Here is a 23,153-nt window from a genome sequence, read left to right as displayed (position 1 = left end):
ACCTTTTCAGCCACATATCGCGGCGTACAGGTCGTGCCACGTCGGATTGGTGGACTGGATCAGGTTGATCTTCCAGTCCCGGTTCCAGCGCTTGAGCTGTTTCTCGCGAAGGATGGCGTGGGTGATGTCGGTGCGGGTTTCGTACCAGAAGAGGCGTTTGACCCCGTGTTTGCTGGTGAAGCTCGGCACGACAGCTTCCTTGTGCTGCCACACGCGCTTGATCAGGTCAGAGGTAACGCCGATGTAGAGAGTGCCGTAGGGGCGGCTGGCCAGGATGTAAACGCAGGATGGTTTGTCCATGCCGGCCAGTTTGGTGTCTGGCCCTGGTGTGTGTTTGTGGTGGGTCAAATCGGCTTGGGTTCCCGCCGTTGCGGGAACGACGTGCTCGGGGGCGTGGCCGAAGTCGCTTCTTCAACGCATCGCGACCAGCATCAACGTCGTTCCCGCGAAGGCGGGAACCCAAGCCCGCACGCACACCACCACCTCCCGCCAACGGCCACCCAAGCCATCACGCCACGCCTCCGATCACCCCCAAGCCATGCCGCTCACGCGCCCCATTGCACTTGCCATCCCCGATCTGCACCTCCCTGCATGCCGAAGGCCGTTGCGCATACACGCCACAAGCCATCGGCCCGGCGTCGCCCGTTCCGAGCGCGATGCAATAGGGGCGGGAAGCACTGGTCCCCTTCATGCACGAAATATGCGGCGTGACCTGTTCGGTCATGGCGTCGGGCAGACCGAGGTCGAGGGCTTCGGCCCAGTAGAAGGACACGCGGTAGCTCTTGCAACAAGCTCCGCAGCTCAGGCAGGGAAGGACGTCGTCGGCGCTCATGGTGGCCAATTCTAGCGCGGACACGGGACGAAAAAAAGCCGCCCGAAGGCGGCTTCCCGATCAGCTTGAAACCGGCTGTGAAGCCGGTTGCGTCAGCCCTTGTTGGCCACCTTGTTGGCCACCTTATTGGCCGCTTTATTGACCACCTTATTGGCCGCCTTATTGACCACGTTTCGCGCGCGCCTTGGCGGCAATCCGCATGCGCAGCGCGTTCAGCTTGATGAAGCCGCCCGCATCCGCCTGGTTGTAGGCGCCGCCGTCTTCGTCGAAGGTCGCAATGTTCATGTCGAACAGCGAATCGGTCTTCGAATCGCGCGACACGACGATCACATTGCCCTTGTACAGCTTGATGCGCACCCAGCCGTTGACGGTGGCCTGGGTGTGGTCGATCAGGGTCTGCAGCGCGACGCGTTCCGGCGCCCACCAGTAGCCGTTATAGATCAGCGAAGCGTAACGCGGCATCAGGTCGTCCTTCAGGTGCGCCACTTCGCGGTCCAGCGTGATCGATTCGATCGCGCGGTGCGCGCGCAGCATGATGGTGCCGCCCGGGGTTTCGTAGCAGCCGCGCGACTTCATGCCCACATAACGGTTTTCCACCAGGTCCAGGCGGCCGATGCCGTGCTTGCCGCCCAGGCGGTTCAGCTCGGTCAGGACGGCGGCCGGCGACAGGCGCTTGCCGTTCAGGCCGACGATGTCGCCCTTCTCGTATTCGATGTCCAGGTACTCGGCTTCGTCCGGCGCCTGCTCGGGCGACACGGTCCAGCGCCACATCGATTCCTCGGCCTCGGCGCTCGGGTTTTCCAGGTGGCGGCCTTCGAACGAGATGTGCAGCAGGTTGGCGTCCATCGAGTACGGCGCGCCGCCGTTCTTGTGCTTCATGTCGATGTCGATGCCGGCGTCTTCCGCGTACTTCAGCAGTTTTTCGCGCGACAGCAGGTCCCATTCGCGCCATGGGGCGATGATCTTGACGTCGGGTTTCAGCGCATAGGCGCCCAGCTCGAAGCGCACCTGGTCGTTGCCCTTGCCGGTCGCGCCGTGCGAAACGGCGTCGGCGCCGGTCTCGTTGGCGATCTCGATCAGGCGCTTGGCGATCAGCGGACGCGCGATCGAGGTGCCCAGCAGGTATTCGCCTTCATACACGGTGTTGGCGCGGAACATCGGGAACACGAAGTCGCGCACGAACTCCTCGCGCACATCGTCGATGTAGATGTTTTCCGGCTTGATGCCGAACTTCAGCGCCTTGGCGCGCGCCGGTTCCAGTTCCTCGCCTTGGCCGAGGTCGGCGGTAAAGGTGACGATTTCGCAGTTGTAATTGTCCTGCAGCCATTTCAGGATGACGGAGGTGTCGAGACCGCCGGAATAGGCAAGGACTACTTTCTTGATGTCGCTCATGGGAGTTCCAGTGATGGAGGGATGGTAGAGGAGTAATGGTCAGCTGGCGCACAGGTTCACCGCCCGGGAGGGCAATGAACGGCCAACGATCAAGCTTCAGTGGGTGAAAAAAATCAATTATCTTCGATACGACCGAGCAGCAGGTACTCGATCAGGGCTTTTTGCACGTGCAGGCGGTTCTCGGCCTCGTCCCAGACCACCGATTGCGGGCCGTCGATGACGCCGGCCGAGACTTCCTCGCCGCGGTGCGCGGGCAGGCAGTGCATGAACAGGGCGTCGCTGGCCGCGCGCGCCATCTTGTCCTCGTCGACGATGAAGCCGTCGAAGGCTTTCAGGCGCTCCGCGTTTTCCTTCTCGTAGCCCATGCTGGTCCAGACGTCGGTATTGACCAGGTGGGCGCCGGCGCAGGCGTCCGACGGGTTGTCGAACAGGGTGTAGCGCGAGGTCGAGACCAGGCTCGGGTCCAGTTCGTAGCCCTTCGGCGTCGAGACGTTCAGGTGGAAGCCGAACACCTCGGCCGCCTGCAGCCACGAGTACAGCATATTGTTGGCGTCGCCGATCCAGGCCACCGTCTTGCCGGCGATCGAGCCGCGGTGTTCCCAGAACGTGAACACGTCGGCCAGCACCTGGCAGGGATGGTGTTCGTTGGTGAGGCCGTTGATGACCGGGACGCGCGAATGGGCGGCGAAGCGCTCGATGATGTCCTGGCCAAAGGTGCGGACCATGATGATGTCGCACATGCGGCTCATCACCTGGCCGGCGTCTTCGACCGGCTCTCCGCGGCCCAGCTGGCTGTCGCGGGTATTCAGGTAGATGGCGGCGCCGCCCAGCTGGTGCATGCCGGCCTCGAACGAGAGGCGGGTACGGGTCGAGCTCTTCTCGAACACCATCATGAGGGTGCGGTCGACCAGCGGGTGATACACCTCGTAGGCCTTGAACTTGCGCTTGATGATCGCCGCGCGCTTGATGACGTATTCGAACTCGTCGCGCGTGAAGTCGGAGAATTGCAGGAAGTGCTTGATCGGAGTGGTGCCTGGCATAGTGGGTCTACTCGAATGTTATCCCTTGAATTATAAGGGGTTTTTCTTTCCGTTAGGGAAAGTATAGTCTCTCGTCCCTGGTCTCAGTACAAGGTCTGCGACGATTCGTGCAACAGCTGCGCATACAGTTCGTGGCGCATGCGCGCGATCTTGCCGTCGGCCACCGCATCCAGCACGGCGCACTGCGGTTCGGCCAGGTGGCGGCAGTTGTAGTACTTGCAGCCGCCCAGGTAGGGCTTGAACTCGACGAAGGCGCGCTCCAGCATGCCTTCCGTCAGGTGGTACAGGCCGAATTCCTGGAAGCCGGGCGAGTCGATGATCGTCGCGGTTTTCCCTTCCGCGCCCGGGAGCCGGTACAGCCTGGTGAATGTCGTGGTGTGCTTGCCGGTGTCGAGGGCGGCCGAGATCTCGCGCACCGCGATGTCGGCGTCCGGCACCAGCAGGTTGATCATCGACGACTTGCCCATGCCGGACTGGCCGATGAAGATCGACGAGTGTCCTGCCAGCAGCGGCATCAAGGTGGCAACGGTCTGTTCGGGCTGGCCGGTGGCCGATACCTCGTGCACCGGATAGCCCAGCGCGGCATACGGCGCGACGCGCTCGCGGGCGCGCGGCAGCAGGTCTGCGACGTCGGTCTTGTTCAGGATCAGGTGGGCCTCGATGCCGGCCGCCTCGCAGGCGACCAGCGCGCGCGACACCAGGTCGTCGGTAAAACCGGGCTCGGTGGCGACGACGATGAACAGGCGCGAGATGTTCGCCGCCAGCAGCTTCGATTTGTATTGGTCGGAGCGGTAGAGCAGGGTGGTGCGGTCCGCGATCTTTTCGATCACGGCCTGGTCGGCGGAGGTGCGCTTGAGGTGCACCACGTCGCCCACGGCGACGTTGGTCTTCTTGCCGCGCGTGACGCATTGCAGTTTTTCGCCGTCGACGTCGGCCAGGTAGTGGCGGCCGTGGGCCGCGATGATGGTGCCTTTGAGTTCGCTCATGCGCTCGTCATTCCAGGGTAAAGCGCATTCACTTTCGCGGCGCAGATAAAATCGTTTTCGGTCAGGGCGCCGCCGGCCGAGTGGGTGCTCCAGGCGACGCTGCAGCTTGCGTGGCCGACCGTCATCTCCGGATGGTGGTCCTGCGTTTCGGCGACCTGGGCCACGGCGTTCACGAAGGCGATGGTGGCGCGGTAGTCCGGCAGGCGGAACTCGCGCGACAGGACGCCGTCGACCGCCGTCCAGCCGGGGACGTCGTTCAGCAAGGTGTCGATCGTCCGCGGATCGAGGGCGTTCGCGTGGCGGACGCAGTCGCGATGCTCCAGCTTCATGCGCCCGCCATCGTCAGGTGTTTCACGCGCACCGAGGCCGGCGGATGCGAATCGTAAAAGGCCGAATGCAGCGGGTCAGGGGTGAGCGTGGAGGCGTTGTCCTCGTACATCTTGACCAGGGCCGACACCAGGTGGCGGCCATCGGTATGCTTGGCCGCGAAGGCGTCGGCCTCGAACTCGTGCTTGCGCGAGGTGATCGAGGACAGTGGCGCCAGCGGGAAGGTGAACACCGGCAGAACTAAAACGAAAAGCACCAGGGCCATGCCGTCGTTGGAGGCGTTCATGAAGGGCATCACGCCCAGGCCGGTATAGAACCAGGCCTGGCCCTTCAGGTAGCCGAGCAGGGCCAGGAAGGCCAGCGACATGGCGAACATCACGGCGACGCGCTTGACGATGTGGCGCAATTTAAAGTGGCCAAGTTCGTGCGCCAGCACGGCCTCGATCTCTTGCGGCTCGAGGCGCGACAGCAGGGTGTCGAAGAACACGATGCGCTTGGCGCGGCCGAAGCCCGAGAAATAGGCGTTGCCGTGGGCGCTGCGCCTGGAACCGTCCATCACGAACAGGCCGCGCGACGCGAAGCCGACGCGCGCCATCAGGCCCTCGATGCGCTGCTTGAGGCTGGCGTCTTCGAGCGGGCTGAATTTGTTGAACATCGGCGCGATCACGCTCGGGTAGATCGCGATCATGAGCAGCTGGAAGCCGCTCCACACCAGCCAGGTATAGAACCACCACAGCTCGCCAGATTGCTCCATCAGGGTGAGCACGACCCACAGCAGCGGCAGGCCGATGACGGCGCCCACGATCGTGCTCTTGACCAGGTCGGTGAACCACAGGCCGGGCGTCATCTTGTTGAAGCCGAAGCGCTGCTCCAGCACGAACTGGCGATACCAGTCCAGCGGCAGGTCGAGCAGGCCGGAGATGACGCCGAAGGCCACCACCAGCGTCATCTGGTGCCACAGCCCCGGGCCGGTCAATGGCAACAGTGCCAGCGACAGCAGCTGCAGTCCGCCCAGCAGGGTAAAGCCGATCAGGACCGCGCCGCCCCACAGCATGCCCACCAGGCCAAGGCGGGTCTTGGCGACGGTGTAGTCGGCCGCTTTCTGGTGCGCCGCCAGCGGCACCTTTGGTGCAAACTCGGCCGGCACGCTGGCGCGGTGGCGCGCGATGTGCCGGATGTGGCGCGCGGCCAGCCAGGTGCGCAGCACCATGGTGAGCACGAAGAAAACGACGAACAAAACCGAAAACCCGAATGAAGACATTCTGTGCCTGTGAGAAAATGCAGGATTAAGTGTAAGACACGACTAAACACGACTAGGCAAAGAGAGAATTATGTCACAAGCTACACCAACCACCGAGTCCGCCGCAGCCCAGCGCCCGAACGAGTTCAACCTGGTCTGGGTGGACATGGAAATGACCGGCCTGGATCCGGACAACGACCGCATCATCGAAGTGGCGGTGGTCGTTACCGACCCCGAGCTGAACATCATCGCCGAAGGCCCGGTGTTCGCCATCCACCAGTCGGACGCGACGCTGGACAAGATGGACAACTGGAACAAGGGCACCCACGGCAAGTCGGGCCTGATCGACCGCGTGAAAGCCTCGACTGTCAGCGAAGCCCAGGCCGAGCAGGAACTGATCGCCTTCCTCAAGCAGTACGTGCCGGCGAACAAATCTCCAATGTGCGGCAACTCGATCTGCCAGGACCGCCGCTTCATGGCGCGCGGCATGCCGAAGCTGGAAGCCTTCTTCCACTATCGTAACCTGGACGTGTCGACGCTGAAGGAATTGTGCCGCCGCTGGAAGCCCGAAATTGCCGGTGGTTTCAAGAAGCACCAGAAGCACACGGCCCTGGCCGACATCACGGAATCGATCGAAGAACTGCGCTATTACCGCGAGCACTTCATCCAGAAGTAATGTTGTAAAAGCTGCAGCAAAAAAACTGCGCAGTATTGACAAGAAGGTATGCGACAATCTGCGGTATGGTTCCGCTCACGCATACCGCCTTCGCGAGTGAAGGCCAGGTGGCCTCGCGCATGCGCAGCCACGACTGGCAGACTTCCAGCCTCGGCCCGGCCGACGGCTGGCCGCCGTCCCTGCGCACGGCAGTGGGCATGATGCTGCATTCGTCCTTCCCGATGTTCATCGCGTGGGGACCGCAGTTCTCCTTCCTGTTCAACGACGCCTACATCCCCATCCTGGGCGGGCGCTATCCGTGCGCGCCCGGCCTGCCATTCGCCGAGGTGTGGCCCGAGGCATGGCCGGACCTGCGGCCGTTGCTCGAGCGCACCATGGCGGGCGAGGCGGTGTTTTTCGAAGACCTCGAGCTGAGCCTGCTGCGCAACGGCTATCCGGAGCGCGCCTGGTTCACCTTCTCGTATGCGCCCCTGTTCGACGCGGCCGGCCAGGTCGGCGGCCTGTTCTGCACCTGCATGGAAACCACCGGACGCGTGCTGGCCGAGCGGCGCGCGGCCTTCCAGCTCAGGGTGTCCGATGCGCTGGGCCCGATCGGGGATCCGGGCGAGGTGATTGCCACCGCCAGCGCCTTGCTGGGCGTGGAGCTCGGGGCCGCCCGGGTGTTGTATGCAGAAATCGATCCGCTCAGCGGCCGCCTGGACCTGCCGCGCCTGTGGTCGCAGGATGGCGCCGCGCCGGCGGCCTTGCGCTCGCCATTCCACGAACTCAGTCCGGCGGTGGTGGACGAGCTGCGCAGCGGGGCGGTGGTGCAAATCCACGATGCGGCCAATGACCCGCGCACGCAAGACCTGCGCGCCGTCTGGCGCGGCGAGCGCATCGGCGCCTTGCTGGTGGTGCCGCTGGTGAAATCCGGCCGCCTGATCGCTTGCCTGGGCGTCGATGCGCCGACGCCGCGCTCCTGGACCGCCCACGACGTCCAGCTCGCGCGCGACGTGGCCGAGCGCACCTGGGCCGCGGCCGAGACCGCGCGCGCCCAGGCGCTGCTGCGCGAAGAGCGCGACCGCAGCCGTGACATCTTCGACAATATCTCCGAAGGCTTCGCGCTGTTCGACCGCAACTGGATCGTGCAGCGCATGAACGCCGAGGGCCTGCGCATCTGCGCCGTCACGCGCGAGGAAGTCATCGGCCGCAACCACTGGGAAGTGTTCACTGCCATGGCGGACAGCGAGGCCGGCCGCATGTACCGCCGCGTGATGGACACGCGCCGCGCCGGCGCCGCCGAGCAGTGCCACGTCTTCCCCGACGGGCGCCGCATCTGGACCGACATCCGCGCCTATCCGACCCAGGACGGCGGCATCGCCAGCTTTTTCCGCGACATCACCGACCGCAAGCTGGCCGAAGAAAAACTGATGCAAGCCAACCGCCGCAAGGACGAATTCCTGGCGATGCTCGCGCACGAGCTGCGCAACCCGCTGGCGCCGATCAGCGCCGCCGCCGAGCTGCTCCGGCTGGGCAATATGGACGAGCGCCGGGTGCACCAGAGCAGCGCCATCATCGGACGTCAGGTGCGCCACATGACGCGCCTGGTGGACGATCTGCTCGATGTCTCGCGCGTCACGCGCGGCCTGATCACGCTGGGCCAGGCGCGGGTGCCGGCGCGCGCCGTGGTCGAAGAAGCGGTGGAGCAGGTGCGGCCGACGATCGACGCGCGCTCGCAGCAACTGGGCGTACGCCTGCCGCCCGACTACGCCGCCGTGCGCGGCGACAAGGCGCGCCTGGTGCAGGTGGTGGCCAATGTGCTGGGCAACGCCGCCAAGTACACACCCCCGGGGCGTGGCATCGACCTGCGCGCCGAGGTGCTGGGGACGCGCCTGGTGCTCAGTGTGCGCGACGAGGGCATCGGGATGGACCGCGAGCTCACTGGTCGCGTGTTCGACCTGTTCACCCAGGCCGAGCGCTCGTCCGACCGCTCGCAGGGTGGCCTCGGACTGGGCCTGGCCCTGGTCAAGCACCTGGTCGAGCTGCATGGCGGCACGGTGGGCTGTTCCAGCCCCGGCTTAGGGAAGGGCAGCACCTTCGTGATCAGCTTGCCGTTGCTGCAGGAAGAAGCTTCAGTGCCTGCGCCGGACGCTGCCTGCCCGGCCGGCGCCGCGCCCTTGCGCGTGCTGGTGGTGGACGACAATCATGACGCCGCCGAGACGCTGGGGCTGCTGCTGTCGGCGCAGGGGCACGAGGTGGCGATCGAGCATGCGTCGCTGCCAGCGCTCGAACGCGCGCGCGCCATCCGGCCGGATGTCTGCCTGCTTGATATCGGCTTGCCGGAGATGGATGGGCGCGAACTGGCGCGGCGCCTCAAGGCCGATCCGGCGACGAGGGACGCGACCCTGATCGCCATCACCGGCTACGGCCAGCAGCAGGACCGCGACGCCGCGCTGGCCGCGGGCTTCGCGCATCACCTGGTCAAGCCGGTCAATGTCGATGTGCTGCTGCGCGTGCTCGATGGCGTGCGCGGAGAAGAAAATGCCAGGCAATCGGAGACCTTGGCCGACGTCGTTCCCGCGCAGGCGGGAACCTGAGTATCCGGCGCAGCCACAAAAACAATCGAAGGAGACTAGATGAAAACAAAACGGACCGTCATCGCAAAATCACTGGCGCTTGTATTACTCTCCACCCTGGGCACCGTCTCCCATGCCGCCAACCCGATCGTCCCCGGCTGGTACGCCGACCCTGAAATCCGCATCTACGGCAACAAGTACTGGATCTACCCCACCTATTCGGACCACGACGGCACGCCGCGCACCTCACACGCCTTCACCCCGGAACAGAAGCGCATGCGCGCCAAGTCCGACCTGATCTGGGAACCCTACCTGAAGCAGACCTTCCTCGACGCCTTCTCGTCGACCGACCTGGTCAACTGGACGAAGCACACCCACGTGCTCGACGTCGAGAACGTCGCGTGGGCGGCCTATGCGGTGTGGGCGCCATCCGCCATCGAGCACAACGGCAAGTACTACCTGTTCTTCGGCGCCAACGACATCAAGGCCAACGGCCAGCTGGGCGGCATCGGCGTGGCGGTCAGCGACCGTCCCGAAGGCCCGTTCAAGGATGCGCTGGGCCGCCCGCTGATCGACAAGATCCACAACGGCGCCCAGCCGATCGACCAGATGGTGTTCAAGGACGACGATGGCCAGGTGTATATGTATTACGGCGGCTGGAAGCATGCCAACGTGGTCAAGCTGGCGCCGGACCTGCTGAGCGTCGTGCCGTTCCCGGACGGGACCACCTACAAGGAAATCACGCCCGACCCGGCCTATGTGGAGGGCTCGTTCATGGCCAAGCGCAATGGCGTGTATTACTTCATGTGGTCGGAAGGAGGGTGGACGGGACCGGATTACCGCGTCGCTTACGCCATGAGCAAGTCGCCGTTCGGTCCATTCAAGCGCATTGGGACCATCCTGCAACAGGATACGACCATTGCCAACGGGGCGGGGCATCATTCGGTGGCCAATATTCCAGGGACGGATGATTGGGTCATCGTCTATCACCGCAGGCCGCTCGATGACAAGGATGGCCATCATCGGGAGATGGCTATCGAGCATGTGTACTTTAATGCGGATGGCACGATCAAGCCGGTGGTCATGACGAACGAGGGCGTGGCGCCACGGCAGATCCGTCGCGGCGGATAATGGCGTGAAGTGGTGAACAAGACCGCTAGCCGGTTCTACGGGACGTGGCGGGGCAGTAGTGCAATGGCGCTAGTCCTGCCAGGACATTTTGGCCTTCGGCGGCATCATCACTGGATCGTGTGAATGTATGTACGGCAACAAGCGAACTGGCGCAGAACGCCCTGCAGCACGCTGGAGATGAGTTGACAATGTTTACCTCGCAAGGCAATGGTACGACGGATGACATGCGGAGAATGTGTTAGTCAAAGTCTTACCGCAGGGTTATAGTTCAAGGCGACGTACGGTTGTATGGTTCATGGCGAGCAAAGTCCAATCCCGGATTGCGCCGATACAGCCCCCCCGATATTCCAGGTCGGCGAGTATTGGACAGTTTTATTTATTGTGCCCGTTCCCACCACTGTTTTTACCATGCATTCTTCATCATTTTACGAGGCTGTTTTCAATGGCAGCTCAGTGGGAACCTGCCTGCTCTCCGCTTCGGATGATCCAGTCATCCTCGCGGTTAACGATGCCTTTTTGAGAGGTAACTCGAGGAAGAGGGAAGACCTCGTCGGGAAGAAGCTCTTCGACGTCTTTCCAGAAGATCCATCGGATCCATTTGATACCGGGACCGCGGCCCTGCGCACCGCGCTCGCGAAGGTGGTTGAAACGGGCTTGTCACAGGTCATGACAGTGCAGCGCTATCCGATAGAAGTAGCTCAGGCTGATGGACAAATCATATTTGAGGAGCGTTATTGGCGGGCCACAAGCACGCCGATTCTTGACGTGGAAAACAATGTCGTCTGCATAGAGCACACTGCCGCTGACGTGACGGATCAGGTTTATGCGGAAATCGCCAAGCGCAACAGCGAAGATCGGTTGAGCGCCTTTATTTCAGCCACCTCCGATGTTATCTACCGCATGAGTCCGGACTGGAAATTCATGGACAGCCTGGACGGACGCGGGTTTTTGAAGACAACGACGCAGTGGGCAGAGTGGCCGATGGAGCAGTATGTGCACCCGGATGATCTCGAGCGTGCCCGTTCCGCCATTGAAACGGCAATTCGCGAGAAAAGCGTGTTTGAACTCGAACACCGGGTTCTGCGTGTCGACGGCAGTTGCGGCTGGACCTATTCCAGAGCCGCTCCGCGGTTGGATGATAACGGAGAGATATTTGAATGGATAGGCGCTGCTAGCGACATTACGCAACGCAAGCTGACGGAAGAAAGCTTGAAGCAGGGCGAACGTCGAAAAGACGAGTTTCTCGCGATGCTGGCACATGAGTTAAGAAATCCACTGGCGCCAATCAGTTCGGCAGCAGAACTGTTGCGTCTGGCTCCGCTGGATAGGCCGCGCGTGCAACAAACAAGCGAGATTATCCTAAGACAAATCAAGCATATGGCGAGCCTGGTTGACGATCTGATGGATGTTTCGCGTGTCAGCAGAGGACTCGTGAAGCTTGAACTTGCACCATTGGATGTGCGGCAAGTCGTCGGTGAAGCGGTCGAACAATTGACTCCAATAATGCAGGTTAAGCGCCATCACCTCCAGTTCCATCTGGCGCCTGGTACGACATTGGTCAGCGGGGACCGAAAAAGACTCGTGCAAGTGGTCGCCAATCTTCTGAATAACGCGGCCAAATATACCCCGAGCGGCGGTGAAATCAAGGTTGAAGCAGAAGCGCGCGGCACGCAAGTCGTGGTCAGCGTGACAGATAACGGCATTGGAATGCAGCCCGACCTGGTTGCGCGCGTGTTTGACCTGTTTTCACAGGCTGAGGTGACGTCCGACCGCACATCAGGAGGATTGGGCTTGGGGTTGGCACTCGTCAAGAATCTGGTCGAGCTTCATGGCGGGACAGTTACCGCCGAAAGTCAGGGTTTAGGTTATGGAAGCAAATTCACCGTATGCCTTCCGCATTTGGAGGAAGCCGCCGGAATCGCGCCCGCAGGCGGTGCAGACCAACCGCACCCTTCCCACAACCAGAAGCTGCGGCTGCTGTTAGTGGATGACAATGTCGACGGAGCGCTTACGCTCGCCATGCTTCTGGAGGCATCTGGCCATACAGTCACTGTTGAGCATCATCCGAGAAGCGCTCTCGAGCGCGCTGCTGCCGGCGTTTTCGATGCCTGCCTGCTCGACATCGGCTTGCCGGAGGTTGATGGGTATGAGTTGGCAAAGCGCCTCCGGGAGCATTCCGGAACTGCGGCCTCCGTGCTCATCGCTGTAACCGGCTACGGCCAGGAACAGGACCGTCAGCAATCCCTGGAGGCTGGCTTCGCCCATCATCTTGTCAAGCCGCTTGATGCCGCCGAGTTGTTCTCGATTTTTGCGCATATAGCACCCCGTTAGAGGTCAAAGCACGCTCGACGCTGAGCGAGCGCGCGCCGGATGAGACGATGCGCGCATCAAACAGCGGCCCTCCCGGCGGCTCGGCGCCGTATACCAGGCAAGGCAGCGAAAAGTGGAACGGGCTGAATGCCTGCACTATTTTCGGGTGATTGTGCACTCAATTCGTGCAAATGTGCTGTAATGACGCTCTTCGCGCTCATCCTTGGTGCAATGTCATCCTTTCTTCTATCCATTCTGAGGCGACCCCATCCGGTCGCCTTGCCGCCAATCGGCCAGGCGCGGGCCGCGTTCGGCGCACTGTTCGGCCTGGCCCTTTCCGGCGTGCTCAGCCAGGTCGTGCTGGCCTGGAGCGCTCCAGGCGCTCACGTCGCATGGCTGGTCGCCCCCATGGCCGCCTCCGCCGTATTGCTGTTCTGCGTCCCCGCCAGCCCTCTGGCCCAGCCCTGGCCCGTCATCGGCGGCAACGTGGTGTCGGCCCTGGTTGGCGTTGTCTGTGCCCAGCTGCTGCCCGACCCGATGTTCGCCGCGCCACTGGCGGGCGGCCTGTCGATCGCCATGATGTTCCTGCTGCGCTGCCTGCATCCGCCGGGCGGTGCGGTGGCGATGACGGCGGTGCTGGGCGGGCCGGCGGTGCACGAAGCCGGTCTGTCGTTCGCGCTGGCGCCGGTAGGCCTGAACACCGTGCTGCTGGTGCTGGCGGCGCTGCTGTACAACCGGGTGACGGGCGCCCATCACGCGCACAAGGCCGCTCCCGCGCCGACCGCCGTCGCGGTCGAGGACATTGATGCCGCGCTGGAACATTTTGGCGAAGCGCTCGACGTCTCGCGCGAAGACCTGGCCGTCATCGTCAACGATGCCGAGCACCATGCGGCCGAGCGGCGCGTGCGTCACCTGCATGCCGGCGATGTCGTGGTGCCGCCGCTGGCGCGGCTCGAACCCGATATGCCGCTGGCGACGGCGCGCGCCATCCTGCTCGAACATGGCTTGCCTTCGCTGCCGGTGGTGGATGGGGAAGGGCGGCTGCTTGGCGTGCTGACCCTGAAATCGCTGCTGCGTGCGGCGGCCGAGGCCGAAGCATGGAGCATCAAGGCGCGGGCGCTGATCGTGCTGCGCGGGCGCAAGGAGGCCGAGCGGGTGGCCGAGCTGATGATGACCGGGATCGCGGTGCAGGCGGCGCAGCCGGCCAGCGACGTGGCCACGCTGGCGGGCCGTCATGGACTGGCGCGGGTGCCGGTGGTCGATGCGGCGGGAACGCTGGTGGGGATGGCGGGGCCGGTCGAAGTGCTCGATGCCCTGCATGGGGGGGCGCTGGCGACGCAGGGGTGGCGGTCGCGGCGCCGGCGCGGCGATTGATTCTGGCGAGGCGCCGGTTTCGTCAGCGATGATCTCGCTGCTGACCATCACCGCGTGGGGCGGCAAAGCCGCCCACGCTACGGTGAACGCGGCGGCGAAACGGGTGGATCAGGCCGAATCAGGTGAGCCGGCCCGATACAGGTAATCAAGCCGATTCAGCCCCGCAGCACTTCTTGAACTTCTTCCCGCTGCCGCAAGGGCAATCGTCATTGCGGCCGACCTTCGGCTCCTCGCGCACCACGGTCTCGACCGCGGCCTTGCGCAGCGGCAGCCAGTAACGGTAGAGGGCCGGCACATTGGCTTCGATCTCCAGCGCCAGGGCGTGGATCTTGTGCGGGTTGTCGACCAGGGCCAGTTCTTCTTCCTCGATCTCGTCGGCGCCGAGCAGGTAGATCGGGCGAATGAGTTCGGCGACGTCGGAGGTCCAGATCGGATCCCAGGAATCGGCGCGCAACTCGACGCCTTCCCAGAAGCCCCAGCACCAGGCTTCCGGATCGATCAGGGTCTTGCCCTCGAATTCATGTTCGACGAACAGCGGCTCGAACTCCTTCGGCGAGACTTCGAAGGTGATCAGCACTTCGTTCATGAAGCGCATGATCAGGTTGACGATCTTTTCTTCTTCGCGCTTGTTCTTCCACTTCGGCGCGGCCGCTTCGTCCTGGCCCCAGACCAGCGGCAGCCATTCGGCCGGCATGATGGTTTCCGGACCGATCGCGATCGCGGTCAGGTAGCCGTGCAGGGTGTCCATCGTCATCGCTTCGTCGGAGCAACGGTCGGACAAGAGGAACTGGTCGAGTTCGTCGAATTCTTTTTCGGAGAGGGGCTGTTCGAGATGCATGGGAGTGTCTGGTGATGGCGCCCGGGCGCCGGTTTTGCGTAAAGGCGCCAGTGTAACGCCTGCGCCGCCGGGCGGCAGCAAAAACCTCGATTGCAGACGGGAGATGGCGCCGCGGCGCAACGGCCGCGGCGCCGGGACGGCATCAACGCTTGGCGTTGAAGGCCTTGGTCAGCTCGTCGGCCGCGAACTGCTGCGCTTCCCTGGCTTTCGGCACCACCGCGCCCATGCCGAAGAATTCGTGGGTCACGCCCGCGTAGTGGCGATAGTTGACGGTCACGCCTTCCTTCTTGAGGCGGTCGGCATAGGCCTTGCCCTCGGTCATCAGCGGGTCGATCTCGGCGGTGATCACGGTCGCCGGAGGCAGGCCCTTGAGCGAGGTCGCCTTCATCGGCAGCGCATACGGGCTCTTCGGATCGGCGCCGTAGTGCTTGAAGAACCAGCCCATCATCGCCTTGTTGAGCGGCTTGGCGTTGGCGTTTTTCTTGTATGACGCGTTGTTCATGTCGTTGTCGACCACCGGATACACCAGCAGCTGGTGCACCGGCAGCTGGGCTTTCTGGTCGCGCGCCATCATCGACACCACGGTCGCCAGGTTGCCGCCGGCCGATTCGCCGGCCACCGCCACGCGGGTGGCGTCGCCATTGAACTGCTTGGCGTTGTCGATCGCCCATTTATAGGCGGCGAAGGCGTCTTCCGGCTGGGTCGGGAATGTGTGTTCCGGCGCCAGGCGGTAGTCGGCCGAGACGACGATCGCCTTGGCCTGCTTGGCCAGCGCGCGGATCGACGCTTCATAGACCTTGGTATCGGCGATCACGAAGCCACCGCCGTGGTAGTAGACGATGACGGGGAACGGACCCTTGCCTTCAGGGGTGAAGATATGAACCGGGAAGCTGCCGCCCTTGCCCTGGACCGTCTGGGTCTTCATGGTCACGCCCGGTTCCGGCGCGGTGCTCTGGCCCGCGTCCGACAGCACTTCTTTCACCGCGTCGGCGGCCGACGGCTGCTTGCGCGCTTCTTCCGGGCTCAGGGTCTCGATCGGCTTCGGTTTCAGCGACGCCATCGCGTCGAGCACTTTCTGCATGTTCGGTTCGGCCTTCGGCGGCTGGGCTGCGGTCTGGGCAACCGCGGTGCCGGCCAGCATGCCGGCGGCCAGTGCAACCATGGTCAGGGTCAGTTTCTTCATATTCTTCCTTTCGGGTTTCTCGCCCGGCGCGACATGCGCTCGGGGTTTCTGACATGAGACCGTGTAACAACGCCGCACTCCGTGCGGGAACGAACTCAGCGCGGGTGAAATGCGGGCCACTCCCGCTTCCCGGTGCGCCGCCGTACAATAGGCACATGGATAACTTAACCACCGACAACGAAACGCCCGAGCATCCGTATGCGCGCCTCGATCCTGCCCTGGTGCTGGACGCGCTTGACAGTGTCGGCATGCATGGCGATGGCCGCCTGCTGGCGCTGAACAGCTACGAGAACCGCGTATACCAGGTCGGCCGCGAAGAGGGCGGGCCGGTGGTGGTCAAGTTTTATCGGCCCGAACGCTGGACCGATGCCGCCATCCTCGAAGAACACGCCTTCGTGGCCGAGCTGGTGGAGCAAGAAATCCCGGTCGTGCCGGCCCTGGTCATCGATGGCAAGACCCTGCACGCTTTCGCGGGCTTCCGTTTTTCGGTCTTCCCGCGCCGCGGCGGACGCGCGCCCGAGCTGGGCGACCCGGCCGTGCTGGAATGGATCGGCCGTTTCATCGGCCGCATCCATGCCCAGGGCGCGGTCAAGGCCTATGAACACCGGCCGGCACTGGATCCGGTCACTTTCGGGCGCCAGCCCTACGACTACCTGCGCAAGCACGATTTCGTGCCGCCCGAGCTGATGGCCGCGTGGTCGAGCGTGGTCGAGCAGGCGCTGGACGGCGTGGCGCGCTGCTACGAGCGCGCCGGCGAGCTGCCGCTGCTGCGCCTGCACGGCGACTGCCACGGCGGCAATGTCCTGTGGACGCCGGACGGCCCCCATTTCGTCGACTTCGACGATAGCCGCATGGGCCCGGCGGTGCAGGACTTGTGGATGTTGCTCTCGGGCGAGCGTCACGAGATGGTCGGCCAGATGGCCGACGTGCTGGCCGGCTACGAGGACTTCTGCGATTTCCACCCGCGCCAGCTGTACCTGGTCGAGGCCTTGCGGACCCTGCGCCTGATCCATTATGCGGCGTGGCTGGCGATGCGCTGGAGCGATCCCGCCTTCCCGGCCGCCTTCCCCTGGTTTAATACCCAGCGCTACTGGCAGGACCGGATTCTCGAGCTGCGCGAGCAGGTGGCCCTGATGGACGAACCGCCACTGTGGCCGGCGTGAGGGGTCAAATGGATGAGCTGAGCCAATATTGCCGCCCAGTTCCGCGTAGCATACCGAACGGATTTGCCGGATAATCGAACCGACCGCCGCCATTGAGACCTCGCATGGAACCAAACCCAGCCAAGCAAGACGAAGCCGACTTCTCGATCGACCTGTCGCAGGCCGCCGGCATGGCGCCGGCCGAGGCGTCGCGGGAAACGCCTGACGCGTCGCCCGAACCCGCGCCCGACGCATCGTCGCAAACATCCGCGGCCGCTCCGGCGTCGTCCGCGCGCAAGCCCCTCGAGATGCGCGAAATCCAGGAAGCGATCGCGCGCGTGGAAGCCGAGGCCAAGGCCAACGTCGCCTTTGAAAACCGCCAGACCGCCGAATCGCGCGCCCGCACGCTGGCCGACGAGCGCGCCGCCATCGATGCCGCCGCCGCCGCCGCCGCGCTGGCCAATTCGCAGGCCTCCGAAGACGCGATCGCGGCCAACCGCGACCGCCTGGAATCCCTGCGCGCCGCCGCCAAGGCGTCCGCCGAGCGCCTGGAAGCGATCCGGCAAGAGACCGCCGAGCTGCGCGCGCGGGTCAAGAGCGATACCGAGATCCGCTTGGCGCTGGAGGCCCGTTCGCGCTCCGAAGAAGAAGCGCGGCGCCGCGCCGCGGTCCAGATGGAGGCCGAGGCCGAGCTGGCGGCCAAGGCCGCCCGCGCCGCCGACGAGCTGGTGGCGCATACCGAGCAGGCCAGGCTGCAGGCCGCCGAGCGCATGGCCGCGGTGGAAGCGGCCAAGGAAGAAGTGTTGCACAACGCCAGCGCCGATGCCCGCATCGCCATCCTGGCGCGCGAGCGCGAGCGCGCCGAAAAGGCCGCGCGCCAGACCGCCGAGAAACTGGCCGAGGCCGAAGCCGAGGCGCTCGACCTGACCCAGCAGCGCGAACGCGCCGACCAGGTGGCCCTGGCCTCGGCGTTCCAGCGCGCGGCAGCCGAGGCGCGCGCGCTGGAAGAAGCGCGCGCCATGGCCCATATCGAACAGGAGCGCGAGGCGATCGCGCTGGCCCAGGCCGAGTCCGAGCGCGTCGCGGCCCAGTCGCTGCGCATGCGCCTGCAGACCGAAAAGGAATTGCGCGACGCCGCCACCCACCGCGAGCGCCTGGAGCAGATGGCGGCTGCCAGCGCCGAGGCGCGGCGCGAGGCCGAGACCCGCATCCTGGCCGCGACCGAAGCCCGGATCGAGACCGATCGCAAGCTGCGCCTGGTGGCCGAAGACCGTGTCCGCGCCGAGGAAGAAGCGGACGAGCAGGTGCAGGCCCGGCTGGAGGCCGAGGCCGAGGCGGCGCTGGATGCGCGTGCGCGCGCCGCGGCCGACGAAGCGGCGGCAGCGGCGGCCCGGCGCGAGGCCGAGGAGCACCGGCGCGAGCGGCTTCTCGCCGAAGAAAAAGCGGCGCTGGCCGAGGCCGCGGCCGAGGTCCAGGCCAGACGCAATGCCGACGAGGCGGAAGCGGTCGCGTTCGAGGCCGAACTGGTCGAACTGCAGCGCCAGGCCGCGCAACTGGCCGAGCAAAAACGGGAAGAAGCCGAGCGCCTGGCCCAGCTCGAGCGTGAGCGGGTGGCGGCCGAGACCCAGGCGTTGCTTGAGCTCGAGCAGAAAGTGGCGGCCGAGCGCGAATTGATGCAGGCGGCCCGGGCGCGCAGCGAAGCCGAAGCCGCCGCGGCGGCGGCGCTGGCCGCCAAGGCCCAGGCCGAGCGCCGCCTGGAAGAAGCCCAGCGCGCGGCCTTCGAGGCCCAGCAGGCCCAGATGGATGCGGTGGCGGAAGAAGCCACGCAAGCCGAGGCCACGCGCGACGCCCAGCAGGCGCATGCGCGCCGGGCGCAGGAGCTGGCCCAGGCCCAGGCCGAGCGTACCGAAGTCGAGCGCCAGCAGGTGGCGCTGACCGAGCAGGCGATCGCCTCCGAGCGCGAAGCCACGCAGGCCGCGCGCGAATCGCTGGCCCTGGTCGAGCGCAAGCTGGCCGCCCAGCGCGCCCAGGCCGCGGCCGACGCCCGCGCCAACGAGGCGCAGGCGGCGCGGCTGGCGTCGGAACATGCCGCCGCCCAGGCCGCCGAAGCGCGCGCCGAGGCCGAGGAGGAACAGGCCCGGCTGGCGCGCGAGCGCGAGCTGGTCGAGCAGGCGGCGGTGCAGGCGGCGGTCGACAAGCGCGAGGCCCAGCGCGCGCTGCTGGAGCACGCCCAGGCCCACGCCGAGATGCAGCGCAAGGCGGCGCAGGCGACCCTTCAAATGGCCGATGCGCGCAAGCACCTGGTGAACCTGGAAAGCAAGCGCCAGGATGAGCAGGCCGCCGAGCTGGCGGCGACCGAGCGCGTCATCGGCGAGCGCAAGGTGGAAGCCGGCCAGCGTTCCGTGTCGGCCGACCTGACGCGCGAAGTGTTAGGACGGTTCAAGCAGTCGCAGGCGAGGGCCGGCGACACCTCGGCCGCGCAGGCGGCGGCGAGGCTGGCGGAAGTGATCGCGGCCCAGCGCGAACTCGACCGGGACAAGGAGTAGGGGTGGCGGCTGCGCCGCCGACGCTGCCGCTTACTGTGCCGGCGTTCCCTGCGCCTGGCTCGGCGACACCGGGTCCACCGGCCCGGTCAAGGCACGCTTGACGAAATACTCGGTATCGCCAAAGCAGCTGGTCGGCACGCCCTTGTGCTGCTCGTACGAGATCTGCACGCGGCGGCCGATATTGCTGTTCAGTTGCTGCACGACCGCCTCATCGCGCACGGTGAAGGCGAAGCGTTCGGGAATCGCTCCCGGCATGCTCGACAGCAGGATCTCGCCCTCCCAGGTCTTGCACAGCCAGCCTTTCTTGGAGAACGTCTGCAGATAGCCGGCGCGGTCGCCCTCGGAATACGACCAGGTCAGAGTGAACCAGGTGTACAGAGAACCGAGCACGGCGACGACGGCGATGACGGACAGCAGGATGGCGGTGGCGCGGGCTTTGGGCATGGTCGGGCAGGGCGATCAAAAAGGGTTGGATTGTCAATATGGCAGCGCTGGCGCGATGCGCGCCCATTCTGCCATGCCTTGCCGTAATCGCAAACCGCAATTCTCAGTCTTACCGATTCAGCCGGTCCGCGCCGCTACCTCGGCCTCCTGCGCCGCGATCCGCCTGCGGTGGCGTATGGACGACCACAGCGACACCAGGATGAAGGCCAGCCCCGACAGTCCGGTGAACCATTCCGGGATGTGATAGTGCACGCTGGCGAACATGATCAGGGCCAGGATGCCGATCGCATAGTGCGCCCCATGCTCGAGATAGACGAATTCCTGCAGCGTGCCCTTGTAGACCAGGAACACCGTCATCGAGCGCACGAACATGGCGCCGATCGCCAGGCCCAGCATGATGATCACGACATCGTTGGTGATGGCAAAGGCACCGATCACGCCGTCGAAGCTGAACGAGGCGTCCAGCACTTCCAGATAGAGAAAGCCGCCGATGCTGCCCTGCGAGATCATGGCGCCGACCGACGGGTCTTCTTCCTTCTCTTCGAGCAGTCCGCTCAGCCACTTGACGCCGATATAGATCAGTACCCCGGTGACGCCGGCGATCAGCACCGCCAGCTTGCGCACCTCCGGCATCAGGCGCATCGCGCCGATCACGCCCAGCAGGGTAATCAGCACGGCTAGCCCCTCGGAGCCGTATTTGCCGACTTTTTCCTCGAACCAGGTAATCCAATGCAGTTCTTTTTCCGTGTCGAAGAGGAAGTTCAGGAACACCAGTAACAGGAAGGCGCCGCCGAAGGCCGCGACTTCGGCGTGGTGTTCGGTCAGGTGGCGTGAATATTCATTGGGGTTGTCGAGCGCCATATGCCAGACGTCGAGCAGGCCGAGGCCGGTGGCGGCGGCGACGATCACCAACGGAAACAACAGGCGCATGCCGAACACCGCCACCAGGATCCCGACCGTGAGGAACAGCTTGCGCCAGAATTCGTTCCAGTGCTTGAGCACCGAGGCGTTGACGACGGCATTGTCGAAAGAAAGCGACACTTCCAGCACGCCGAGGATGGCGGTGATCCACAGGGCCTGCAGCAGCCCGGGCATGCCCTTGTGCTCGTAGCCCCACCAGCCGGCCAGGGTCATCAGGACTGCCGTGACGATGAAAGACCATCGGAAATGCCGCATATGCCCCTCTTGTGTGGTTTGACTCGTTGGGTCAATATTACCGTTTCCCGGCCTGATGCGTCCGTTTCAAAAGTCGCCCACCGCGCCTTGCTTCTGAGATAATTCCGCCCAGCATTTTCACCTAGAAGACATCATGGAAATTATCTACCTCGCGACGCCCATACTGACCTGGATGGTGGTCGGCCCGATCAAGTTTCTCATTTCGAGTGTCCGCCTGCGGCGCTGGGCCTTCGACCTGGTCGGCAATGGCGGCTTTCCCAGCAACCATAGCGCGGTCGTGTCCAGCATGGCCACCCTGATCGCCCTGCGCGAGGGCATGGGCCACCCGGCCTTCGGCGTGGCCTGCACGCTGGCCTTCATCGTCATGATCGACGCCAACAGCCTGCGCCAGCACGTCGGCCGCCACGCGGTGTCGCTCAACCGGCTGCACGACGGCAAGGCCGACTACGTGATCCTGCGCGAAAGGATGGGCCATACCAAGATCGAGATCCTAGGTGGCGTCCTGACCGGCATCGGCATGGGCTTCCTGATCAATGCCGTCCTCGGCGGCTTCTGATCATGTACATACAGCGGGCGTCCATCCCCCGGACGTCCGCCTGTCCGTTTCATCCCGCATCTCGTCCGGGCTGGAATGCAGCTCATCGCCAAAAAACGCAGTTCATCCATCGAATTCGGCGTTATACAGGTTCGTCAATTGACGCCATCAGGGCCCTCCTGAATACTTCGCGCTGGCTGTATCTATTCTCATTTTTATAAAAAAGACCAAGTCCTTCTCTGGAGAACCACAATGCTGCGCAAAACCCTCCTCGTTCTAGCCATCGCTTCAAGCCTCGTCGCCTGCGGCAAGGATTCCGCCAAGGCCCCCGGCCAGGCCAAGGACAACAAGCTCACGCAGCTGACGGTGGCGCCCGAGGATGTATTGACGATCCAGAGCGACTCGATCTCGTCCGGCCCGGTCATCACCGGCTCGATCCAGCCCGAACGCAAGGCTGACCTGCGCGCCGAAGTGTCGGCCATCGTGCTGCAGGTGCTGAAGGAGAACGGCGAGCCGGTCAAGCGCGGCGACGTGCTGGTGCGTCTCGATGAAACCTCGATCCGCGACACCCTGACGTCGGCCGAGGATGCGCAGCGCGCCGCCAGCCTGGCGCTGGAACAGGCCAACCGCCAGCTCGAGCGCCTGAAGACCCTGACCGCCTCCGGCATGACCTCGGCCAAGGCCCTGGACGACGCCGAGATGGCGCGCAACAACGCCATGAGTGAACTGTCCGGCGCCCGGAGCCGCGTCGCCACCGCGCGCCAGCAGCTGGCCCGCACCACCGTGCGCGCGCCGTTCGACGGCATCGTCTCCGAGCGCAAGGTCTCCAACGGCGACACCGCCAATATCGGCAAGGAACTCGTGAAAGTCATCGACCCGGCCAGCATGCGCTTCGAAGGCGCGGTATCGGCCGATGCGGTCAGCACCGTCAAGGTCGGCCAGAAAGTCAATTTCCGCGTCAACGGCTATGGCGAACAGCGATTCGCCGGCATCGTCAAGCGCATCGACCCCGCTGCGAACCCGGTCACCCGCCAGGTCGAGGTGCTGGTGGGCTTCGCCGACAAGGCCCAGCCGCGCGTGGCCGGCCTGTATGCCGAAGGCCGCGTCGACGCGGCCGCCACCGACGCCCTGATGCTGCCGGAATCGGCCCTGGTGCGGGTCGGCGACAGCAGCCACACCTGGCGCATCAAGGATAAAACCCTGTCCAAGGTCAACCTGGTGGTGGGCGCGCGCGACCCGCGCACCGGCAACCTGGAAATCAAGCAGGGCCTGGCCGCCGGCGACGTCGTGCTGCGTTCCCCGAGCTCGAACCTGAAGGATGGTCAGAAGGTCGACATGCCGGCGGCCCGTGTCGCCAGCGCGGCAGGGACCGGCAGCGCGAATGCGCCGGTCCAGGGCAAGTAATACGGGAAATAATAACTAGGAA

At 64.6% G+C, this 23,153-nt stretch carries 20 protein-coding genes; 9 read left to right on the top strand and 11 right to left on the bottom strand.

The window, feature by feature from the left end:
* Positions 1-6: 6 nt before the first annotated feature.
* The 7 genes from DIR46_RS05215 to DIR46_RS05185 all read right to left on the bottom strand — a co-directional run bounded on the left by DIR46_RS05215 (position 7) and on the right by DIR46_RS05185 (position 5,838).
* Entirely contained in the window at positions 7-300 is a 294-nt protein-coding gene (locus tag DIR46_RS05215; protein WP_109344289.1) for a GIY-YIG nuclease family protein, read from the bottom strand.
* Positions 301-508: 208 nt separating this feature from the next.
* Positions 509-832 carry a YkgJ family cysteine cluster protein gene (locus DIR46_RS05210; RefSeq protein ID WP_109347911.1) on the bottom strand — a complete coding sequence of 108 codons (324 nt, stop codon included), beginning with the start codon at positions 830-832 and terminating at the stop codon, positions 509-511.
* Between the two features lie 159 nt (positions 833-991).
* Complete coding sequence (locus tag DIR46_RS05205) at positions 992-2,224, bottom strand: argininosuccinate synthase (RefSeq protein ID WP_109344288.1); 1,233 nt, start codon at positions 2,222-2,224, stop codon at positions 992-994.
* A 113-nt stretch (positions 2,225-2,337) separates the two neighbouring features.
* On the bottom strand, positions 2,338-3,264 hold the full coding sequence (argF, locus tag DIR46_RS05200; protein WP_109344287.1) for an ornithine carbamoyltransferase: 927 nt from the start codon (positions 3,262-3,264) through the stop codon (positions 2,338-2,340).
* Between the two features lie 83 nt (positions 3,265-3,347).
* Positions 3,348-4,250 (bottom strand): ribosome small subunit-dependent GTPase A, encoded by a 903-nt coding sequence (rsgA, locus tag DIR46_RS05195; RefSeq protein ID WP_109344286.1) that lies wholly within the window; start codon positions 4,248-4,250, stop codon positions 3,348-3,350.
* Complete coding sequence (locus DIR46_RS05190; RefSeq protein ID WP_109344285.1) at positions 4,247-4,579, bottom strand: 4a-hydroxytetrahydrobiopterin dehydratase; 333 nt, start codon at positions 4,577-4,579, stop codon at positions 4,247-4,249. Before DIR46_RS05190 ends, rsgA begins: the two co-directional genes overlap by 4 nt.
* A complete protein-coding gene (locus DIR46_RS05185) occupies positions 4,576-5,838 on the bottom strand; it encodes a M48 family metallopeptidase (RefSeq protein WP_109344284.1) in 1,263 nt (420 codons plus the stop codon). Before DIR46_RS05185 ends, DIR46_RS05190 begins: the two co-directional genes overlap by 4 nt.
* 70 nt (positions 5,839-5,908) lie before the next feature.
* On the opposite strand from DIR46_RS05185, the gene orn reads away from it, so the two are divergent.
* The 5 genes from orn (at position 5,909) to DIR46_RS05160 (ending at position 13,863) form a co-directional block, all read left to right on the top strand.
* A complete protein-coding gene (orn, locus tag DIR46_RS05180) occupies positions 5,909-6,493 on the top strand; it encodes an oligoribonuclease (protein ID WP_109344283.1) in 585 nt (194 codons plus the stop codon).
* A 65-nt stretch (positions 6,494-6,558) separates the two neighbouring features.
* The gene (locus DIR46_RS05175) at positions 6,559-9,069 is read left to right on the top strand and encodes a hybrid sensor histidine kinase/response regulator (protein WP_109344282.1); all 2,511 of its coding nucleotides are present in this window, start codon (positions 6,559-6,561) and stop codon (positions 9,067-9,069) included.
* A 39-nt stretch (positions 9,070-9,108) separates the two neighbouring features.
* A complete protein-coding gene (locus DIR46_RS05170) occupies positions 9,109-10,179 on the top strand; it encodes a glycoside hydrolase family 43 protein (protein ID WP_109344281.1) in 1,071 nt (356 codons plus the stop codon).
* 288 nt (positions 10,180-10,467) lie between these two features.
* Positions 10,468-12,510: a PAS domain-containing hybrid sensor histidine kinase/response regulator gene (locus tag DIR46_RS05165; protein ID WP_109344280.1), complete on the top strand. Its 2,043-nt coding sequence runs from the start codon at positions 10,468-10,470 to the stop codon at positions 12,508-12,510.
* Between the two features lie 258 nt (positions 12,511-12,768).
* Positions 12,769-13,863 (top strand): HPP family protein, encoded by a 1,095-nt coding sequence (locus tag DIR46_RS05160; protein ID WP_229446502.1) that lies wholly within the window; start codon positions 12,769-12,771, stop codon positions 13,861-13,863.
* 145 nt (positions 13,864-14,008) lie between these two features.
* Here the strand turns inward: DIR46_RS05160 and DIR46_RS05155 are convergent, their stop codons facing one another.
* Both DIR46_RS05155 and DIR46_RS05150 read right to left on the bottom strand, forming a co-directional pair.
* Positions 14,009-14,701: a UPF0149 family protein gene (locus tag DIR46_RS05155; RefSeq protein ID WP_109344278.1), complete on the bottom strand. Its 693-nt coding sequence runs from the start codon at positions 14,699-14,701 to the stop codon at positions 14,009-14,011.
* A 142-nt stretch (positions 14,702-14,843) separates the two neighbouring features.
* A complete protein-coding gene (locus tag DIR46_RS05150; RefSeq protein WP_205289077.1) occupies positions 14,844-15,884 on the bottom strand; it encodes an alpha/beta hydrolase in 1,041 nt (346 codons plus the stop codon).
* Between the two features lie 155 nt (positions 15,885-16,039).
* On the opposite strand from DIR46_RS05150, the gene DIR46_RS05145 reads away from it, so the two are divergent.
* Both DIR46_RS05145 and DIR46_RS05140 read left to right on the top strand, forming a co-directional pair.
* Positions 16,040-17,047, top strand: a complete 1,008-nt coding sequence (locus DIR46_RS05145) for a serine/threonine protein kinase (protein ID WP_109344277.1) — start codon at positions 16,040-16,042, stop codon at positions 17,045-17,047.
* A gap of 104 nt (positions 17,048-17,151) precedes the next feature.
* The gene (locus tag DIR46_RS05140) at positions 17,152-19,572 is read left to right on the top strand and encodes a coiled-coil domain-containing protein (protein ID WP_109344276.1); all 2,421 of its coding nucleotides are present in this window, start codon (positions 17,152-17,154) and stop codon (positions 19,570-19,572) included.
* A gap of 30 nt (positions 19,573-19,602) precedes the next feature.
* Here DIR46_RS05140 and DIR46_RS05135 read toward each other — a convergent pair whose 3' ends face one another.
* Together DIR46_RS05135 and DIR46_RS05130 are read right to left on the bottom strand one after the other, a co-directional pair.
* Positions 19,603-20,016, bottom strand: a complete 414-nt coding sequence (locus tag DIR46_RS05135; RefSeq protein WP_109344275.1) for a DUF8785 domain-containing protein — start codon at positions 20,014-20,016, stop codon at positions 19,603-19,605.
* 117 nt (positions 20,017-20,133) lie between these two features.
* The gene (locus DIR46_RS05130) at positions 20,134-21,192 is read right to left on the bottom strand and encodes a DUF475 domain-containing protein (protein WP_109344274.1); all 1,059 of its coding nucleotides are present in this window, start codon (positions 21,190-21,192) and stop codon (positions 20,134-20,136) included.
* A 133-nt stretch (positions 21,193-21,325) separates the two neighbouring features.
* Here DIR46_RS05130 and DIR46_RS05125 point away from each other — a divergent pair, with 133 nt between their 5' ends.
* Together DIR46_RS05125 and DIR46_RS05120 are read left to right on the top strand one after the other, a co-directional pair.
* Positions 21,326-21,748 (top strand): divergent PAP2 family protein, encoded by a 423-nt coding sequence (locus tag DIR46_RS05125; RefSeq protein ID WP_109344273.1) that lies wholly within the window; start codon positions 21,326-21,328, stop codon positions 21,746-21,748.
* 231 nt (positions 21,749-21,979) lie between these two features.
* Positions 21,980-23,131, top strand: a complete 1,152-nt coding sequence (locus DIR46_RS05120) for an efflux RND transporter periplasmic adaptor subunit (RefSeq protein WP_109344272.1) — start codon at positions 21,980-21,982, stop codon at positions 23,129-23,131.
* Positions 23,132-23,153: the final 22 nt, after the last annotated feature.

It is taken from the genome of Massilia oculi (assembly GCF_003143515.1).
Classification (GTDB): Bacteria; Pseudomonadota; Gammaproteobacteria; order Burkholderiales; family Burkholderiaceae_D; genus Telluria; species Telluria oculi.
The sequence above is the reverse complement of the archived record's forward strand: the minus strand, read 5'-3'. Positions and strand labels throughout refer to the sequence as shown.

Bases quoted from the DNA above. Each gene is read 5' to 3' on its own strand.
- DIR46_RS05215 (WP_109344289.1), bottom strand. From the start codon at position 300: ATGGACAAACCATCCTGCGTTTACATCCTGGCCAGCCGCCCCTACGGC.
- DIR46_RS05210 (WP_109347911.1), bottom strand. From the start codon at position 832: ATGAGCGCCGACGACGTCCTTCCCTGCCTGAGCTGCGGAGCTTGTTGC.
- DIR46_RS05205 (WP_109344288.1), bottom strand. From the start codon at position 2,224: ATGAGCGACATCAAGAAAGTAGTCCTTGCCTATTCCGGCGGTCTCGAC.
- argF (WP_109344287.1), bottom strand. From the start codon at position 3,264: ATGCCAGGCACCACTCCGATCAAGCACTTCCTGCAATTCTCCGACTTC.
- rsgA (WP_109344286.1), bottom strand. From the start codon at position 4,250: ATGAGCGAACTCAAAGGCACCATCATCGCGGCCCACGGCCGCCACTAC.
- DIR46_RS05190 (WP_109344285.1), bottom strand. From the start codon at position 4,579: ATGAAGCTGGAGCATCGCGACTGCGTCCGCCACGCGAACGCCCTCGAT.
- DIR46_RS05185 (WP_109344284.1), bottom strand. From the start codon at position 5,838: ATGTCTTCATTCGGGTTTTCGGTTTTGTTCGTCGTTTTCTTCGTGCTC.
- orn (WP_109344283.1), top strand. From the start codon at position 5,909: ATGTCACAAGCTACACCAACCACCGAGTCCGCCGCAGCCCAGCGCCCG.
- DIR46_RS05175 (WP_109344282.1), top strand. From the start codon at position 6,559: ATGGTTCCGCTCACGCATACCGCCTTCGCGAGTGAAGGCCAGGTGGCC.
- DIR46_RS05170 (WP_109344281.1), top strand. From the start codon at position 9,109: ATGAAAACAAAACGGACCGTCATCGCAAAATCACTGGCGCTTGTATTA.
- DIR46_RS05165 (WP_109344280.1), top strand. From the start codon at position 10,468: ATGGTTCATGGCGAGCAAAGTCCAATCCCGGATTGCGCCGATACAGCC.
- DIR46_RS05155 (WP_109344278.1), bottom strand. From the start codon at position 14,701: ATGCATCTCGAACAGCCCCTCTCCGAAAAAGAATTCGACGAACTCGAC.
- DIR46_RS05150 (WP_205289077.1), bottom strand. From the start codon at position 15,884: ATGAAGAAACTGACCCTGACCATGGTTGCACTGGCCGCCGGCATGCTG.
- DIR46_RS05145 (WP_109344277.1), top strand. From the start codon at position 16,040: ATGGATAACTTAACCACCGACAACGAAACGCCCGAGCATCCGTATGCG.
- DIR46_RS05140 (WP_109344276.1), top strand. From the start codon at position 17,152: ATGGAACCAAACCCAGCCAAGCAAGACGAAGCCGACTTCTCGATCGAC.
- DIR46_RS05135 (WP_109344275.1), bottom strand. From the start codon at position 20,016: ATGCCCAAAGCCCGCGCCACCGCCATCCTGCTGTCCGTCATCGCCGTC.
- DIR46_RS05130 (WP_109344274.1), bottom strand. From the start codon at position 21,192: ATGCGGCATTTCCGATGGTCTTTCATCGTCACGGCAGTCCTGATGACC.
- DIR46_RS05125 (WP_109344273.1), top strand. From the start codon at position 21,326: ATGGAAATTATCTACCTCGCGACGCCCATACTGACCTGGATGGTGGTC.
- DIR46_RS05120 (WP_109344272.1), top strand. From the start codon at position 21,980: ATGCTGCGCAAAACCCTCCTCGTTCTAGCCATCGCTTCAAGCCTCGTC.